Raw genomic sequence first — 15,501 nt, 5'->3', positions numbered from 1 at the left:
ATGTTCTCGAAGGTCACCCCCGACCCGGAGGACGCGCACCATGGAGACGGACAACCACCTGCTGACCGCAGACCTCATCCCGCAGGTCACCCACGTCACCATCGACGACCGCGAGTACACCGGCGACGACGAGTACGTGCCGACCCCGGTGAAGCTCACCGCCAAGAAGACCACCTTCGTGTCCTTGGCGCTTCGGGCGGTCAGGGATGCCTACAGCTACGGCGACGTCGCCGAGGGCTCGAACTTCGGCATCATCGTCACCGCCATTCTCCACGATGGCGCTCTCCGTGACGCGACCGCCGTGTTCCTGGCGACCGGGTGGCGGCTGTGGTGCGAGTACGGCGAAGTCTGCGGCGACCTCGAGCCGATCGGCCGCTGCCCCGTCGAAGCCGCCCAGGAGCGCGTGGACGAGCTCAAGCAGCGGGATGCGGACGCAGCTGAAGCTCGGGACCGGGCTCGCGAGGGCGTCCAGGCCGCGGCCTTCGCATTGGACGCTGTCCGCGATGCGGAACGGGACGGTGGTGCGGGTCATGGCGGCATGAAGGCCGCCCAGCAGCACATGTCCGCCGCGACCCGTCGGCTGGCGAAGGCCGAGGGCTGGCTGGCCGAGACCGAGGCCGCGCTCCGGGCCGCCGAGAAGGCCTTGGCCGACCTGCTGGCCGCCCGCGACCAGGACGCGTCCGCTACCGAAGTCGTCCCAGATGTCGGCTCCGCAGCTCCGGCACGCCTCCCGGACTTCCTGCCTGTGCCCATGTTGGTCAGCCCGCCTGTCATCACTTCGGTACCGGCATCCCCGGCGCAGGAACTGCTGGCCGAACTGGGCCAGCGAGGCCTGCTGCCCAACGCCCTGTTGCCAGTCGTGCGCGCCAAGGGCACGTGCCTCATCCTGGGCCGCGGCGACGACGAGGAGCTCTGCAGCATCTCTCTGGATGCCGACGGGAAGTACGTCGCGAGCGACTGCAACTGCGACCCCATCGGCAAGGGCGTCCGGGCTTCCTTCGTGTTCAAAAAGCTCCTCGGGCACGTGGTCGACGAGCACCTGCCGAACTGGGAGCAGGTAACCGCAGCGGAGGCCGCCGCCGATCTCGCCGTGCGCGGGCACCGGCGTGTGGAGGTCCGCGCCGATGGCACGCTGGTGGTGACCGTCGCGGGCCGCCAGCTCGAAGCTCGCCCAGGCGCGTGCCAGGGCACTTGGACCCTGGAGGAAGACGGCCGCTCGCTGCACCCGGACCGGGACGGCGCCGACTGGCCCTACGTGTCCTACCGGGTTGGTCTGATTGCGTCCGGCAAGGACGGCCAGCCGCGGAAGCCGGTGGCACCCTGTCCCTTCGTCCAGGCCCTCTACGAAGCCGACATGGCGGCGCGCCGCGCGCTGGAGCCGGTCAGCACCGAGATGACGCCGGAGCAGCACGCGGCCGTGGATGCCGCTGTCGCCCGCCTCGAGGCCCTGGGTCGTGACGAGGGCGCGGACCTCGTGGAACTCCTCCGGCCCCACGTCGAGCAGATTGTCGCGGCCGAGCTTCTGGCGCCCGAGGTTCGGTATGACGCCGAACTCGCCCGAGGATGGCTCGAGAAGCCCGAAGGGGAACCAAGCCATTCCCAGGAGTTCCTCGGCCAGGGTGCCGAGATTGCTACCTGGCTCGCCGCCATCCTCCCCGTCGACCAGGGCGCCGCAGCCGCCGAACAGGTCGGCATCCTCCGCGACCTCGCGGTGCGTTTGGGCGCCCTGGCGGCCCCCGCGCCGGTCGCGGTGTCGGAGCTGGCTGCGGTTACCTCGCCCGTTCCCGCTGCCGCGCCCCGGGGTTCGAAGGTCACGGAACGGCGGCGCCAAATCGCGCTCCTCATGGCGCTCATGCCGGTCCAGTCCGCCTGCGGCACGGTCCGGGTCCCGTTCAGTATGTCGGAGGACCGCGTGGACCGCGTCCGCATCGGCCTGGGCGGGCACCTGTCCACGCGCACAGTCGCTGTGGTCGGCATCGGCAGCGGGCTGGCTGATGTGGTCGAAGACGACGGCACCCCCGTGGAGGGGATGACCGGCCTGCCTGCCGAGGACGCGGTCCGGGCCGCCCTGGACCTGGTGCGCGCATCCGTGCCGCCGGACGCAGTGGAATGGGCGAACTGGACCACAAACGACGGCAGGCCGTCGCTTTGGGACTGGGACGTCCTCGACTGGGTTCCTGTCGGGCTGTCGAAGTCGGAGCGCGCCCGGGGGCTGCTCGACCTGGAGTGGCCGGAGGAGGATGGCGGCCCGGCGGAGGAAGCCCCTCCTCCTGTACTGCCGGTGCCCGAAGGCCCGTCCGTCTACGAGGTCCGCAGAGAGTGCGAGCGCCTGGGCTTCAGGATCCACTTCAACCCGGCCAGGGAGTCCGTGCTGACGCCGTTGCACCTGCCCGCCGGTTCCGAAGAGGCGGACGCGGAGGCCTACTTCGGCTCTGACCTTGAGGACGCCCTGAGGACCGCGCGGGCGATGGCGGCCCACGACAAGCGGATGTTCCACCGTACCCTGCTCGAGATGATGAGGGATGCCCCGCTCTCGCACGTCGAACCCATGAAGTCGTGGGCGAGCCCGGAGTTCGAACAGGCGACGCGGCACGCCGTGGCCGAGCGGGCGGACCGCCGGAGAGCGGCCGACATCGCTCGCGTAGAGGCAGAACTGGCGGGCGGCTGGGACGGTCGCGGGAGCGGGGACGGCACCACGGCCCCTGCCCTCCTCGCGGAGAGCAACGACAGGGTTACGGACTTCAGCACCGTCCTGGCTACCCGGTCGCCGGTCCCGGACACTGACGCGGAGATCTTCGCCAGGATGATGGGCGCCCTGGAAGGCCTCGGGCTCGGTGATGCCTGGGGCGATGACCGCACGCTCGGGGCCTGGTCCGGAGCGAGGACCGTGTGCTCGGCGTCGTTGCCCTCTTCCACCCGGTCACCGGGCGCCATGCAGGGCTGTTCTCAGTCGCGGCCGAGGACGGGTTTCAGCTACCGGACTACGAGGGCCCGGACGAGATGCCGCTCGCCGACGCTGTCTGGGTCGTCGGGGCACTGCTTGGCCTGGTGGATCCCGCCCTTCCCGCGACAGCAGACCCTGCTGAAGGAGCCCGCCCTGCACGGGGCGACAGGTACCTCGTCCACCACACAGGAACCGGCGAGGCCCTCGGGTCTGCCGTGCTCCTGGAGGATGGGTGGACCGCCGTAACGACGGACGGCCTTGAGCGGTCGGCCCTGCCGTCTCGAGCTGCGGTCGAGGCGTGGCTTTTGCACGTGGCGCGCTTCGAGGCGGTGGCGGTCGATACTTACAACGGGGCGATGGGGGAAGTGTCCCAGACACTCGGGGCGTCCCCGTGCAAGGACTCCACCGGCTGCGCTTTGGTGGCCGTCTGACCTTCATGTCATATGACCCGGTGGGCCATAGGCTTTTCTGAAAAGGAGGCCCTCATGAAGAAGCACCACGTCCCTGTCGAAGCCAAAGACTTACTGGCACCCGTCACCCGCAGGCATCGGGTCGAAGAGGATCTGCCCTCTCCCGTGGAGGCAAATGATGAGCGTTGGCGCGCCTACGGCCAGGAGTGCAGCCGCGTAGCTGCCGCCTGCACCGCAGATCTCTGCGCGTCCGGCCGGGACGCTCACCACACACCCGGCACGGCCTGGGCCACGGCGGCCAACCTCCGGGTGGAGAGGTTCAAGTTCAGCATTGATCGGGATCGTGAAGGATTCTTCGCCAACTTCTCCCCTGACGAATGCGCCATTGCCGCTACGGAGGACGATCTGCCCTGGGCCATAGCTGAGAAACTCGACAAGCTTCTCACAAGGCGCCGCAGCCTGCGCCTGGCCCGACTGCCTCCGCCTCCTGGTTGAAGACCGGATTGTGTTCGGGCCTCGTGGTAAGCTGGCCTCGTGACCCTGCGGTCATATGACACAGTGACAGCGCGCGCCGCTTCGAAGGAGAACCCCATGCCCGAAGAAGCTGTCGTTCCTACCCAGCCTGACCGCACCTGCTCCATCGAGGTCGGCAAGCCCGGACAGGCTTACCTCATCGGTCCTTTCGGACGCATCGGCCTCTTCCGGGTCACCGACCTCACCTGGGCGCCCCAGGTCGAGGAAATCTGCATCCGCCCCCTGAACTCCGCCCCGACCAGGCGGATCCTGCCCTTGGGCTGCGGAGGTTCCCTCACGGTGATCGGGGTCGTCGAAGCCGAGGAGGACGGCGACGAACGCCACGAAGACCCCGCGGCCACTGTGCCATACGACCATGCGGCCAAGTCACATCAGAAGAAGGGTTCCTTCCTGCGGACTCCTCTCCGCTGGCACCCCCAAAGGAAAGGCGCCCTCGCGGCCTACAGTGGCGACGTCCAGATAGCCTACATCTGGAGGAACGAGGGCGACGTGGCGGGTCGTTGGCAGTGGATGTTGGACGGTGTCCACTGGAAGTGGATCTGCGCCTCCCGGGGCGAGGTCGCTACCTCCGCGGCGGCGCGCCGGGCCTGCGAGAGGGCCTGGGCCAAGTGGCTGGCCAGGCTGGTCTCCGCGCCGCCTGAAATAGGCCAGCGTCCCAAGCCCGTCCTGGCAGGCTTCCCAAAGTCCTGACGTCGCTGTGCCATATGACGGGACAGCAGGCTACTGCCATCGCGTCATATGACCGCATGGCCGCACCGCATGTTGACCGGATGGCCACGGTGCATTACGGCCTGCTGGTCACTTCGTCCGGAGGCCGCCGTGCTTGTCATCAGCGTGCTGGCCCGCAAGGGAGGAGTCGGAAAGAGCAGCTGTGTCCGTTGCCTGGCCGTCGAAGCCCTGAAGGCGGGGCGCCGGGTGGTCATCATCGACACGGACCCTCAGCCGACCTGCTTCCGCTGGGGGCAGCGACGGGCGGCGGCCGGAATTCCCGTGCCGCTCGTCGTGGTCCCGGCCCCGGGCGGGCTCACCGCCCAGATCGAGGGCTACCGGGCCCAGGGCGTCGACCTGGTCCTGTTGGACACGCCGCCTACGGCGACGCCTGCGGTGAACGCTGCCCTGGATCAGTCCACCGGAGCCTTGGTCGTGACGCGACCGAACCCCGAGGATTTGGAGAGCGTCCAGGAGAGCCTTCGCGTCGCCAGCGCCCAGAAGCGTCGGACCGGCGTAATCCTGTGGCAGGCGCCACCGGACAAGAGGGTGAAGGCCGTCGCTCTGGCGCGGGAAGCCCTTGAGGCTATGGGAGCGAACGTCTGCCCCACGGCGATCTCCGCGTCCATCAGCTATCCCTATTCCTACGCCGAGGCCCTGACGCCGCAGGAGCGCGAGCCCGAGGGCAGGGCCCGGGCCGAGCTAGCGGAGGTGTGGGGCTGGCTTCAACGCACTGGCCTTATGGCCGCTGGGTCATATGACATTACGGCCAGCGCGCCAGCCGTTCAGGCGGCCGCTGCGCCGCAGGACGGAAAGCCAAAGCGGCCTCGCGGCAAGACTTCGAACAAAGAGGTGACGGCGTGAGCAAGCGTCCCGGAGCCCCTGTCTCCTACGCGGCATCCCTGACTGTCGAGCCGTCCCAGCCTGCGCCTGCGCCAGCAGCACCGGCACCCGCAGCACCGGCCGCCGCGCGCAGCCCGGTGTCCGAGCCGGAGGTCGTGCAGGGGAGGGGACGTCGACCGCTGGAGGATGCCGCGGATCCTTCCGTCCTGTACCTGCACCCCACGGGAAAGAAGGCGCTCCGCCTCTACGCGGTCGAAAAGGGCGTCAAGGTCCACGATTTGCTGCTCGAGGCCGTGGAGGCCTGGGCTGCCCATAAGGGGCTTGCCGGGCCCTGGCGTGTTCCGTCCGCCGGGCCGCCGCGGCGACGTCGCGGTTAGGGCAGGGGAGGGAGGCGGCCGTCATGTCATATGACGATATGGCCGTCGGGTCAGTTGGCCAACTTTTCTGATGGCGGGACTCTTCTGCTGGGCGTGCTGCTAGGACGAGGACCGGTCAGGGCCTCACGCGCTGGAAGAGACACATCTCGATGTCGCTGACCCGCCAGATGCCCTCGGCGGGGAACGGGTAGGGCACGCCAGCGGCAAGGACAGCGTCCAGCAGCGCGTGGCAGTCCCCCAGGAACTCGCCATATCCGCCCAGGGTCAGCGGGTACCCGAACCGGGTGCTGATGATGCTGTCGAGCACCACGGCCTTGTCGGGCGCGAGGAACTTGGCGTGCTTCGAACCGAAGGATACTCCGAGGCTCTTGAGGGCGATGATCCGGCGCAGGCCCTCCACCGGCTGGTCCTCGGCGCACGATTGGTGGGCCTCCCGCAGCGCCGTGGCGAGATCCTCCGGCGCGTTTCCCTTCAGAACCGGCCGCCAACTCCATCGTAGCTGCCCCAGGCGCAGACGTGCCGCACGAATGTTCGGGCGGCCTGGAGCTGGAAGCCTCCTGCAGCCAGGGAACGTGCCTCGTCCTCCAGGTCACGGGTGCCGGAGTCCGCCGCCCTGTGCGCGACCAGCAGCTCCGGCCACTCGGCGGGCTGGATGAGGACGCGGTAGATCCCGAGGCCGTCCGCCTGACGGAAGATGGGCACCGGTTCGATGAGTCCTTTGGATTTCCTTGCGGGGAGGGGAGGGCGCAAGGAAATGTGGAAACCAGCGATGGCAGCCGGGTGTGGAATCCAGCGAGGGCGAGCGTGCGGGCTGCCAAGGAAACGCCCTGAACCTCAGCGAGAGGGGAGGGCATGCACCTTCGGCTGGACCGGCGAGCGGCTCGGTTTGAGGACGACTCCTTGCTCCGTCACTTCGAGCTTGGCATCCGGATAAACCGCCATGGCCAGTGCCAAGCTCGACGTGAACCGCGGCTTGAAGTGGAACATCTCCTTGAACCCGGTTCCAAACTGCATCTTCAACGCCTTCCAGGTGACCAGACGGTCCGAGGACAGGGAGTGCAGCCGGTAAGCGAGCCAGAGATAAATATCGAGCCCGGGGGCATTGTTATTTAGCGCCTTTATCGCCGCTTCCTCGATGGGGACCGGATGACGCTGGAGCTGCTCGAAAAAGCCCTCGGACAGCTTGGCCGTTTCCAGGTTCAGCCGCCCCTGTCGTCCGTCGCCTTCCTCAATGAAGATGGCGCGGTCAACGATGGTCTGGTTCACCAGCCCGACTTGGCGGCTTCCGCTGGTGGCGAGGTGGAACGTCAGTCGGCACCGTGAGATCCGCTCAGCCTGGTCGCGGACCGACTTTCCGGTCATGCCGCCCACCGAGACGCCGATCCTGCCCAGCCACTGCCGGAGGGATCCGCCAAGCTCGATTTCCCGCGAACTGGTGCGCAGGGCTTCCGTCTGGAGGAACAGGAGAATCAACCTGGCGTGGCTGCCGAACGGCACCCCGATGAACTCGTATTCCTGGCCTTCTCCGATGGGTCGCCGACCGGGCTCCACCATGAGTCGGACCTTCTCCGACGTAATCGACCAAGGAGCATCGTCGGCAAGGCGCTTGTGGGGGAGGGCGCACTGGGCCCATCCGCTGTATGCGAACGCGAGGGCGCTGTCCTCGTCGGACAGATACTGGGATGCCGCCTCGACGACTGGCCTTTCGATGCCTGCCTCGAGCGCTCCCTGCTTTCCCCTGGCAACCAGGAGGTCATGCACCGTCCCCATCGCCGCTCTCCCAACACCAACTTCCCTGAAAGTGCCCGACGTCCGGCCTGACGTCGCTGTGGAAAGCAGCGATGGAGCTATTTGAAGAAACTATTAGATTCCTACTATTAGATTGCTCGCTGATCTCCACGGGATAACTCCGCTAACCCTTTGAATCCTCGTCACCGGCCCTCGCTGGACTCCACAGTCCGCTCGCTGGATTCCACGCCCCCTTGTGGGTATCCGGTACCGGTACCCTCGCTCCTTTCCACACCCGGGCTGCCCGACTCGGGCGCGCCGTCTTCAGGAGGATGCCACGACCAACCGGTTACGGAGCAATGACCGCCCGGAGTTCCCCGGTGATGTCCAAGGCCGCCGAGTGCGCGACCGCGTCATTCCAGGCGATGTGGGCGATGCCGGACGCCTGCTTCCGGGCTTCGTAGAGCGGGATGAGCGCGGCCGTCGGCAGGATCACGCCCCGCCAGAAAGAGAGGTCCAGCGCGAAGCGGAGGGCCGCGACATGGTCGTAGACGCCCAAGGGGGCCTTGCGCAGCGTGAGGCGCGGAAGCCATCCGTCGGTGCCGAGCACGCGGCTCCGCACTTCCACGAGGCCGAACCGGGGGCAGCGCACGTCGAAGTCGGCGTTGTTCCGCTTCATGCGGGCGCCACCGAAGGCGGCGGCTACCAAGGTCTCGCCCAGCGCGTCGACCGTGAGGGGTCCGTGGGCAAGGAGCAGCGACTGGAGCCGACGCGCCTCGTCGGCGGCGTCGGGGAGCCGGTGCTCCGGTGGCGGACTGAAACCCTCACGCGTCGTCGCAAGATCGGCCATAGCGACCGGATACCCCGGAGGGCCCGAGGCATCCATACCACACGGGGTGCAATCCTCCTGGGCTTGAAGGGGGTGTCTCGGGACGTTGCGGCGGGCAGGACGTCCGGCTACGGTCCGCACCCAGGTAGCGGAAAGTGCGATTCCCGGTATGTGATTGGGAAGGCGGGGAAGGGGGGTCGGATGATCGAAGACGACCAGATGGCGCCGGTCCGGCGCATGCTCCGGGACGGCCTGAGCCGGGAGGCCGTGGCAGCCGACCTCGTGCTGGATCCCGGGACCGTCCACCAGCAGGCCCGCGTCATCGCCTTGGGCCTGCACGACCCGGAGGAACCCGACGCGGTGCCACGGTGGGTCCGGACGGAGCTGCTCCATGCCATCGGGTTCGGGAAGACGTGGGGCGCCATGGACGAGGACGAGATGCGCCAGGAGTTCGAGGCGGCGCTGCGCGAGGCGTTCAGGCTTGGCTGACGAGGACGCGCTCGTCCCCCTCGACGACGACCGGCTGCCCGCGCTCTCGCCCGCCACCGTGGCATCGGTCACGCGCTACGCACTGGCGTCCAGGGCCGACAGCACCCGCGAGAAGTACAAGCGCGATTGGGCGGCCTTCTCCTTGTGGTGCCGGGCTCAGGGACGGCCGAACTTGCCCGCGGCCCCCGAGACGGTGGCGGCCTACGTGTCCGAGGCTGCGGACCGGGGCCTCTCGCCTTCCACCGTCAACCGCATCGTCGCCGCTATCGGCTACACGCACCGCCTCGCCGGTCTGCAGCCGCCCCAGAAGACCGACGGAGGGCAGCTCATCCTCTCCGTGCTCGCCGGGATCCGGCGCAGCCACGGCAAGCCGCCGGTCCGCAAGGCGGCCGCCGACAGCGACGTCGTCCGCGACGTCCTGCGGTCCATCAAGGGTGACACGCTGAAGGACTTCCGGGACCGCGCCATCATCGCGTTCGGCATGGCCTGCGCGCTCCGCCGCAGCGAGCTGGTGGCGTTGACCGTCGCCGACCTGACGCGCACGCCTCGGGGGATGGACGTCCGGATCTCCCGCTCTAAGACCGACCAGGAAGGAAAGGGCGTCACCATCGCGGTGCCCGACGGACGCCGCCTCCGGCCGGTAGCGCATCTGCTTGCGTGGCTCGAATGGGCGGGCATCACGGAGGGACCCTTATTCCGCAACACGGTCAACGGCTCCGTGTCCCGGCGCGCCCTCTCTGACCAGTCAGTGGGCCTCATCGTGAAGCGACGCGTCGCCGCGGCGGGCTACGCGCCCGGGGACTTCTCGGCCCACTCCCTGCGCTCTGGGTTCCTGACGAGCGCGGCTGCCGCGGGCTCCAGTATCTGGAAGATGCGGGACGTCAGCAGGCACAAGAGCGTGCAGGTGCTGTCCGACTACGTGCGCGCGAGCGACCGCTACACCGATCATGCAGGCGAGGACTTCCTGTGATGACCTGCGTCGGGCACGACACCTGAAAGCACGCGGACTGCCTGTGCGGAAAGGGGCAGGTCACTAGGCATGTCGCGTCCGCGGACGGCGCAGAGACCACGTCAGAAGGAGAGCAGGAATCGTGTGGAAGGCAGAACAGGCGCCGGTGAAGACGGAGGTTCCCGAAGATGTTCCTCAGGCTAGGAAGGAGCGGATGGCGCCGTTGGCGCGGGAGACGCGGACGATGATTGCAGAATCGCAACGCCTGATGGAGGAAAGCTGAGCATGCCCACGGCGATCGAGTTCCGTGCAGGCCTGAAGAAGATCTTCGACGAGGCACAGACGGCGGGGAACCCCTGCATCGAGGTCCTTTCGAAGGATCTGCATGTGATGCTCGGCGGGTACCCTGGACTGGGGCATCAAATGCCCGTCTGCTGCGGCGTTATGCGGCAGGAGTATCGCGACGGTGACAAGATCCTCCGCAGCCCACCCAGCGGCGCTGGCGCCACGCTCCTCATCCGCTACGCGCTGCCGCGAGACGGCCTTGAGGCGGCTAACCCTGGCGACCTCAACCTCGAAGGATTCCCAGCAGGCGTGCAGCACGAGGCGGCGCGCCAGGCATTGCCGATCATCGCCAAGGCGGCGAGGACAGGAGCCAAGCTGACCTACCAGGGGCTGGCCCTGGAGATCGGGCGTCCGATCAAGCACGCGAGGGCTGTTGCACAGGTCTGCGACCTCCTAGACTCTGCCTCGACCCTTTCCCACCGGCCCCTGATGGCGCTCTGGACGGTGCGCAGCGCAAATGGCGAGATCAACCCCGATGCCTGGGTGAAGGACGCTTTACCCGAGCTGCGGGACATGCTGATCGTCGAGGCGGAGGCGCACGAGTTCTCTGAGGCCGACGAGTACGCGATGCGCGGCGCCCTGGATGATCTCCTCGGCATGGGGAACCGCAAGGCCTGGGAGCACGTCCGGACCATCATCTCTCAGGAGGTGATGGTGGCGCGCCTCAAGGGCGAGGAGCCGCCGCCGCCGGGGTTGGACAGCCTGAACGACCTCGGCATCGACCAGGCGCCGGTGATCGCGACGGTCGGCCGCCGCTACGTCCGCGATCAGGCCGTCCGGGACGCAGTGATGAGGCGCGCCCAAGGCCGGTGCGAGTTCTGCCAGCAGCCAGGATTTATGAAGGCGGATGGGACCCGGTACCTGGAGTGCCACCACATTATCGCGTTGGCGGCCCAGGGCGAGGACCGGATGACGAACGTGATCGCTCTTTGCCCAAGGCACCACCGTGAGGCCCATTTCGGCGAGAACAGCGCGGCCATGGAGGCCGAGATGGTGAAGATCCTGGGTGAGAAGCAGGCCGCCCGGGTTTAGCAGCAGCCAAGCAGCATCTCTACGCGGATGATGGTAGCCCCGGCCTGCAGCACACCAACCTCTTCGTGGGCTCGACTTCCATGCGTTCAACTCGTTGCCCGTGTGGGCAGGTCGTGCGAATCTTATCCGAATGGGCAAAGCCTGTAGCCACAGGTGGCCCCGGCCTCCCGGCCAGGGCCAGCAAAGCCCCCCAACTGAGCGCTTTTTGGCCTGAGGCCCACGAGGTAAAGAATATGGAATTGACGGAGTTCGTCCGAGACGTCAGCCCCGAGCGGACCATCCTTCTTTTCGGCGCGGGATCCTCTCTTCCATCCCACGCCCCTACCCCTCAGGCAATCATCGACCACCTCTCGAAGCGGTTCTCCATCCCTTCGCCAGGTTTCAACCTCTCGGAATTTACGGAACTGGTCGAGCAGCGATCCAAGGATCGCAGGCGCATGATCACCGAGCTGCGCACCCTCTTCAAAGGGCTGCGTCCGACGGCAGGGCTACTCAACCTGCCCCTCTACGATTGGAAATCGATCTACACCACGAATTACGACGACCTCGTCGAGCAGGCCTATCACCGCAAGGGCAAGATGCTCGGGGTCGTAAATTCGAACTTCGACTTCGGGAACAGTCCCAAGGCCGCCCTGACCCGCCTCTACAAGCTTCATGGGACCATCGAGAAGGATGTGTCGTTTGGGGATGCGGCCCGCCTGATCATAACCCAGGGCGATTACACTGTGGCTCTGGACTTCCGGGAGCACCTCTTCAACTCCCTTCAAACCGACCTCTCGGAGTCCCACCTGGTCATCATCGGGAGTTCGCTGTCCGATGAAGACGTGAAGCCCCTGATCACCAAGGCCGTCCAGCTCAACAGCAAGGCCATGGTAGGAGGCCGGATCACCCTCCTGATGTATCAGCGGGACGAGGGACGCGCCGACCTGTACCGGGGGCAAGGCCTGAACGTCGTGTTCGGGGGCATCGACGACTTCTTCGCCCACATGGCGAAGAAGTCTCCCGGCCCCCTTTTCGACTACCAGCCGACCGACTCGGTTCTCGAGGCCCATCCGGTGCTCGTGCCGACGGTCCTCGATGTGAAGCACCAGATCGAGACCGGAGCCGCCGACGTCAGCCGCATGTTCAACGGGTGGCCTGCTAACTATGCGGACATCGCGAAGGGGCTGACGTTCGAGAGAACGCTGGCGAAGGACATGGTCGCCTTCATCACGTCCGGGGAGGGGATCTGCGTTACCCTCGTCGGTGCGAGCGGGGTAGGCAAAACGACAGCCGTCCGACAGGCGATCGTCTCCCTCTCCAGGGCGGGGTACCTCTGTTGGGAGCACCAGGAGGACTTTACCCTGGATGCAGAGGAGTGGGCGGGGGTCGCGCGCAGGCTCGACAAGACGGGCCGCAAGGGCGTCCTCTTCGTCGACGAGGCCCATCACCATATCCGGGACATCAACGACCTCGTCGACAAGCTCGCGACCTCCAATCTTTCTTCCTTGGGCCTCATGCTGGCGTCCAGCCGGAACCACTGGAAGCCGCGGATCAAGTCGCCGAACATCTTCAAGCGCGGCAAGCTCTTTGTCCTGTCCAAGGTCGGGTCCGAGGAGATCGAGCGGTTGGTGTCCCTGGTGGATAGCAACCAGGACCTAGCGAAGGTCGTCGAGACAAGCTTCTCCGGGTTCAGTCGGGCCGAGAAGAGACGCCGCCTAACCGATCGCTGCGAGTCCGACATGTTCGTCTGCATGCGGAACATCTTCGCGTCGGAGAGCTTCGACGACATCATCCTGCGGGAGTTCGCCGACCTCGCCGGTATCCACCAGGACGTCTACCGCCATGTGGCCGCGCTGGAGAACGCTGGCATCAAGGTCCATAGGCAGCTGATCATCCGGCTCCTCAGCATACCCATGAACACTATCGTGTCGGTGCTCGACAGCATGACCGACATTATCAACGAGTACACGCTCAACGAGAGACAGCAGCACATCTATGCTTGGCGGGGCAGGCATCCGGTGATCAGCTCCATCGTCGCCCACTACAAGTACAACGAGGTCGACAAGCTGGTGACACTCTTCGAGAACGTCATCGACACCGCGTCACCGACCTATGACGTCGAAGTCCGATCCATGATCGAACTCTGCAATATCCAGACAGGCATCCCGCGCATCCCGAACAAGGAGACCCAGAACCGTCTCCTCCGAAAGATGATCTCCCTGCTGCCCGGTCAGCGGGTCCCGCGTCACCGTCTCATCCGAAACCTTACGACCATGGGTCAGTTCGATCAGGCTCAGACCGAGATCAGGATATTCGAGAAGGACTTCAGGACAGATGCACCCGTCGCGAGGCTCAAGGTAGAGCTGCTCGTCGCCCGGGCCACGGAGACGGAAGGCATCCTCCTGGAGGACCGGATGGCAATCCTGGCCCAGGCGCGGGAATCTGCGGTCCGAGCCACGACCAAGCACGTGAATTCGAGCGCGGTGTTCGGAGCCTACTGCAGCGTCGGGCTGAATATCCTAAAATACAGCGGTGCCCGCGAGACCTTCGATGACGCCATGAACAAGCTCAGGAGAACGCAGGAGCGCCTTGCGGACCCGGATATCGGCAATATCGTGAGGCGATACGAAAGGATGGAAGCGAACGTCCTGAGCCAGATGACCGAAACCGAGGTCGAAAGCGAACTCGTCGGCGAAGTCGACTAAACGGTCGTCAGGGTTCCGGAAGGGAATGATTCCTCCGCCCTGGCGGGCATGCGTCCTTCGGACCGTTCAGGAAGCACTCTCCACGGCCATCTGCCGCTTCACCAGGAATGCCGAGACTGCCGCATCGAAGGAAGCACCGGGGGTGTTGAGCCGACGCACCTCGAGCAGGCTCATCGGCCCCCTGCTCCAGTAGTCGCCCTCCGAGATCGCCAGGAACCCACCCACGCCTGCGCGGCGCAGCGAGCCCTCGGCAGCACCGATCTCGTCCTCCGTGGGATCCGTGGCGCGGCCGAGCCAGGAGTGATCGCCCGACTCCGCGAGCAGCAGCCAGCGGCGCTCGCGGGCTGCTCCGGCCGTCATGCCGCCGCCTTCCTCTGCTCCTCGGCCCGACGGCGCGCCGCGCTGCCCTTTCCCGTTCCCGGATGGGCCGCGTGATCACCCTGCATCGAGAGATACTTCGTCGGGACGGGAAGCGGGACCTCCGCGGCGGGGACATGCGCCCGGCGCGGCGGCATGAGATGGAGTGGCTCGTTCACGGCCTGATCGAGCAGCTGCCGCCGGATTTCGCGCGCCAGCACCTCGGCAATCAGCGACGGCACGGCATTGCCCAGCATCCGCTGCATCTCGGTCCGCCCCGCCTCCACGGCTAACCCGTCAGGGAAGGTCTGGATCCGGCACAGCTCGGCGAAGCTCAGGCGACGGTTATTCCAGTGGAAGGGGCCAATCGCGCTGCCGGGCTGGGCCTGCACCGTCCAGGAAGGCAGGCGCTTCGACAGCTTGAGAAGGAAGGACCAGTACCGGGTGCGCCACCCGAAGAGCGGCAGGCCGCCCTTCCGGTCGGTGTGCCAGAGGTAGTTCTCCCCTTCTGGGATCGAGGGCAGCAGGTCCCGCCAGGCGCCTCCCATCTCCAGTTTGCGACGCTCCTCTCCCCCCGGCTCCGAAAGGTTGCCCAGGGCGTCCCACGCGGTCCGGAAGGGCTGTGGCCCGCTGCTCGAGAACAGGTCTGCCCCGTTCGTCACGGGCAGCGAGGTGTGGGTCGGTTCGGGAAAGCGGAACTCGCGTCCGTCCCGCGACCCGATGAGGAAGGTACGCTCCCGGATCTGAGGGACGCCGTACTCAGCGGTGTTGATGACCTTCCACGACACCCGGTAGTCGGTCCCGGTCTCGGCGTTGATGCGGCGGACACCATCGAGGATGAAGCGCAGGCCCTCGTTCTTGTCCGCATAGGCCAGCCCGCCAACGTTCTCGAGCAGGAAGGTCCGCGGGCGGGTGTGTCGCAGCACGTCGAGGTAGCCCCGCAGCGTGCCAGCGCGGGGGTCGTCCAGCCGCAGGGTATCACCGCGGACCCAGTAGCCAGACTTGGAGAAGGGCTGGCAAGGAGGCCCGCCGATCAGGATGTCGGCCTCCCCGGCCGCGAGGCCTGCCTTCGACAGGATGTCGTCTCCAGGAACGGCGTTCACGTCGTCCTCGATCACCGCCCAGTCCGGCCGGTTCGACCGGATCGCCCGGCAGCAGTGCCGGTCCATCTCCAGTGCGACCCGGGTCTGGAAACCGGCCGCCTCGAAGCCGAAGTCCAGCCCGCCGATACCGGAAAACAGGCTGATGGCTCTCATGGCGACTCCCTGA

Annotated in this window: 15 protein-coding genes; 9 read left to right on the top strand and 6 right to left on the bottom strand. The window is 66.7% G+C overall.

Annotated features, from left to right (window positions below; genetic code table 11):
- The first annotated feature begins 40 nt into the window (after positions 1-40).
- The 4 genes from ACLIBK_RS20760 (at position 41) to ACLIBK_RS20745 (ending at position 5,460) form a co-directional block, all read left to right on the top strand.
- Positions 41-3,190 (top strand): hypothetical protein, encoded by a 3,150-nt coding sequence (locus ACLIBK_RS20760; protein ID WP_415389212.1) that lies wholly within the window; start codon positions 41-43, stop codon positions 3,188-3,190.
- A gap of 239 nt (positions 3,191-3,429) precedes the next feature.
- Positions 3,430-3,849 (top strand): hypothetical protein, encoded by a 420-nt coding sequence (locus tag ACLIBK_RS20755; protein WP_415389211.1) that lies wholly within the window; start codon positions 3,430-3,432, stop codon positions 3,847-3,849.
- 96 nt (positions 3,850-3,945) lie between these two features.
- The gene (locus ACLIBK_RS20750; protein ID WP_415389210.1) at positions 3,946-4,578 is read left to right on the top strand and encodes a hypothetical protein; all 633 of its coding nucleotides are present in this window, start codon (positions 3,946-3,948) and stop codon (positions 4,576-4,578) included.
- A gap of 129 nt (positions 4,579-4,707) precedes the next feature.
- Entirely contained in the window at positions 4,708-5,460 is a 753-nt protein-coding gene (locus tag ACLIBK_RS20745; protein WP_415389209.1) for an AAA family ATPase, read from the top strand.
- A gap of 471 nt (positions 5,461-5,931) precedes the next feature.
- Here the strand turns inward: ACLIBK_RS20745 and ACLIBK_RS20740 are convergent, their stop codons facing one another.
- From ACLIBK_RS20740 to ACLIBK_RS20725, 4 genes are all read right to left on the bottom strand, one after another.
- Complete coding sequence (locus tag ACLIBK_RS20740; RefSeq protein WP_415389208.1) at positions 5,932-6,216, bottom strand: hypothetical protein; 285 nt, start codon at positions 6,214-6,216, stop codon at positions 5,932-5,934.
- Positions 6,217-6,287: 71 nt separating this feature from the next.
- Entirely contained in the window at positions 6,288-6,518 is a 231-nt protein-coding gene (locus tag ACLIBK_RS20735; protein ID WP_415389207.1) for a hypothetical protein, read from the bottom strand.
- 132 nt (positions 6,519-6,650) lie between these two features.
- Positions 6,651-7,586 (bottom strand): replication protein RepA, encoded by a 936-nt coding sequence (locus ACLIBK_RS20730; protein ID WP_415389206.1) that lies wholly within the window; start codon positions 7,584-7,586, stop codon positions 6,651-6,653.
- 307 nt (positions 7,587-7,893) lie between these two features.
- Entirely contained in the window at positions 7,894-8,394 is a 501-nt protein-coding gene (locus ACLIBK_RS20725; protein WP_415389205.1) for a hypothetical protein, read from the bottom strand.
- Positions 8,395-8,574: 180 nt separating this feature from the next.
- Between ACLIBK_RS20725 and ACLIBK_RS20720 the strand changes: the two genes are divergently transcribed.
- The 5 genes from ACLIBK_RS20720 to ACLIBK_RS20700 all read left to right on the top strand — a co-directional run bounded on the left by ACLIBK_RS20720 (position 8,575) and on the right by ACLIBK_RS20700 (position 13,875).
- Complete coding sequence (locus ACLIBK_RS20720; protein ID WP_415389204.1) at positions 8,575-8,862, top strand: hypothetical protein; 288 nt, start codon at positions 8,575-8,577, stop codon at positions 8,860-8,862.
- Positions 8,855-9,832, top strand: coding sequence for a site-specific integrase (locus tag ACLIBK_RS20715; protein ID WP_415389203.1), 978 nt, complete (start codon positions 8,855-8,857; stop codon positions 9,830-9,832). The genes ACLIBK_RS20720 and ACLIBK_RS20715 overlap by 8 nt, the downstream gene beginning before the upstream one ends.
- Positions 9,833-9,953: 121 nt before the next feature.
- On the top strand, positions 9,954-10,094 hold the full coding sequence (locus ACLIBK_RS20710; RefSeq protein ID WP_415389202.1) for a hypothetical protein: 141 nt from the start codon (positions 9,954-9,956) through the stop codon (positions 10,092-10,094).
- A 2-nt stretch (positions 10,095-10,096) separates the two neighbouring features.
- Entirely contained in the window at positions 10,097-11,188 is a 1,092-nt protein-coding gene (locus ACLIBK_RS20705) for an HNH endonuclease (RefSeq protein WP_415389201.1), read from the top strand.
- 239 nt (positions 11,189-11,427) lie between these two features.
- Positions 11,428-13,875, top strand: coding sequence for an SIR2 family protein (locus ACLIBK_RS20700; protein WP_415389200.1), 2,448 nt, complete (start codon positions 11,428-11,430; stop codon positions 13,873-13,875).
- Between the two features lie 66 nt (positions 13,876-13,941).
- On the opposite strand, the gene ACLIBK_RS20695 is transcribed toward ACLIBK_RS20700, so the two are convergent.
- Together ACLIBK_RS20695 and ACLIBK_RS20690 are read right to left on the bottom strand one after the other, a co-directional pair.
- Positions 13,942-14,235, bottom strand: coding sequence for a hypothetical protein (locus ACLIBK_RS20695; protein WP_415389199.1), 294 nt, complete (start codon positions 14,233-14,235; stop codon positions 13,942-13,944).
- A complete protein-coding gene (locus tag ACLIBK_RS20690) occupies positions 14,232-15,488 on the bottom strand; it encodes a DNA cytosine methyltransferase (RefSeq protein ID WP_415389198.1) in 1,257 nt (418 codons plus the stop codon). The genes ACLIBK_RS20695 and ACLIBK_RS20690 overlap by 4 nt, the downstream gene beginning before the upstream one ends.
- Positions 15,489-15,501: the final 13 nt, after the last annotated feature.

It is taken from the genome of Roseomonas sp. BN140053, assembly GCF_047690175.1.
Lineage (GTDB): Bacteria > Pseudomonadota > Alphaproteobacteria > Acetobacterales > Acetobacteraceae > Roseomonas.
The sequence above is the reverse complement of the archived record's forward strand: the minus strand, read 5'-3'. Positions and strand labels throughout refer to the sequence as shown.

Bases quoted from the DNA above. Each gene is read 5' to 3' on its own strand.
- ACLIBK_RS20720 (WP_415389204.1), top strand. From the start codon at position 8,575: ATGATCGAAGACGACCAGATGGCGCCGGTCCGGCGCATGCTCCGGGAC.
- ACLIBK_RS20750 (WP_415389210.1), top strand. From the start codon at position 3,946: ATGCCCGAAGAAGCTGTCGTTCCTACCCAGCCTGACCGCACCTGCTCC.
- ACLIBK_RS20730 (WP_415389206.1), bottom strand. From the start codon at position 7,586: ATGGGGACGGTGCATGACCTCCTGGTTGCCAGGGGAAAGCAGGGAGCG.
- ACLIBK_RS20725 (WP_415389205.1), bottom strand. From the start codon at position 8,394: ATGGCCGATCTTGCGACGACGCGTGAGGGTTTCAGTCCGCCACCGGAG.
- ACLIBK_RS20690 (WP_415389198.1), bottom strand. From the start codon at position 15,488: ATGAGAGCCATCAGCCTGTTTTCCGGTATCGGCGGGCTGGACTTCGGC.
- ACLIBK_RS20760 (WP_415389212.1), top strand. From the start codon at position 41: ATGGAGACGGACAACCACCTGCTGACCGCAGACCTCATCCCGCAGGTC.
- ACLIBK_RS20695 (WP_415389199.1), bottom strand. From the start codon at position 14,235: ATGACGGCCGGAGCAGCCCGCGAGCGCCGCTGGCTGCTGCTCGCGGAG.
- ACLIBK_RS20705 (WP_415389201.1), top strand. From the start codon at position 10,097: ATGCCCACGGCGATCGAGTTCCGTGCAGGCCTGAAGAAGATCTTCGAC.
- ACLIBK_RS20755 (WP_415389211.1), top strand. From the start codon at position 3,430: ATGAAGAAGCACCACGTCCCTGTCGAAGCCAAAGACTTACTGGCACCC.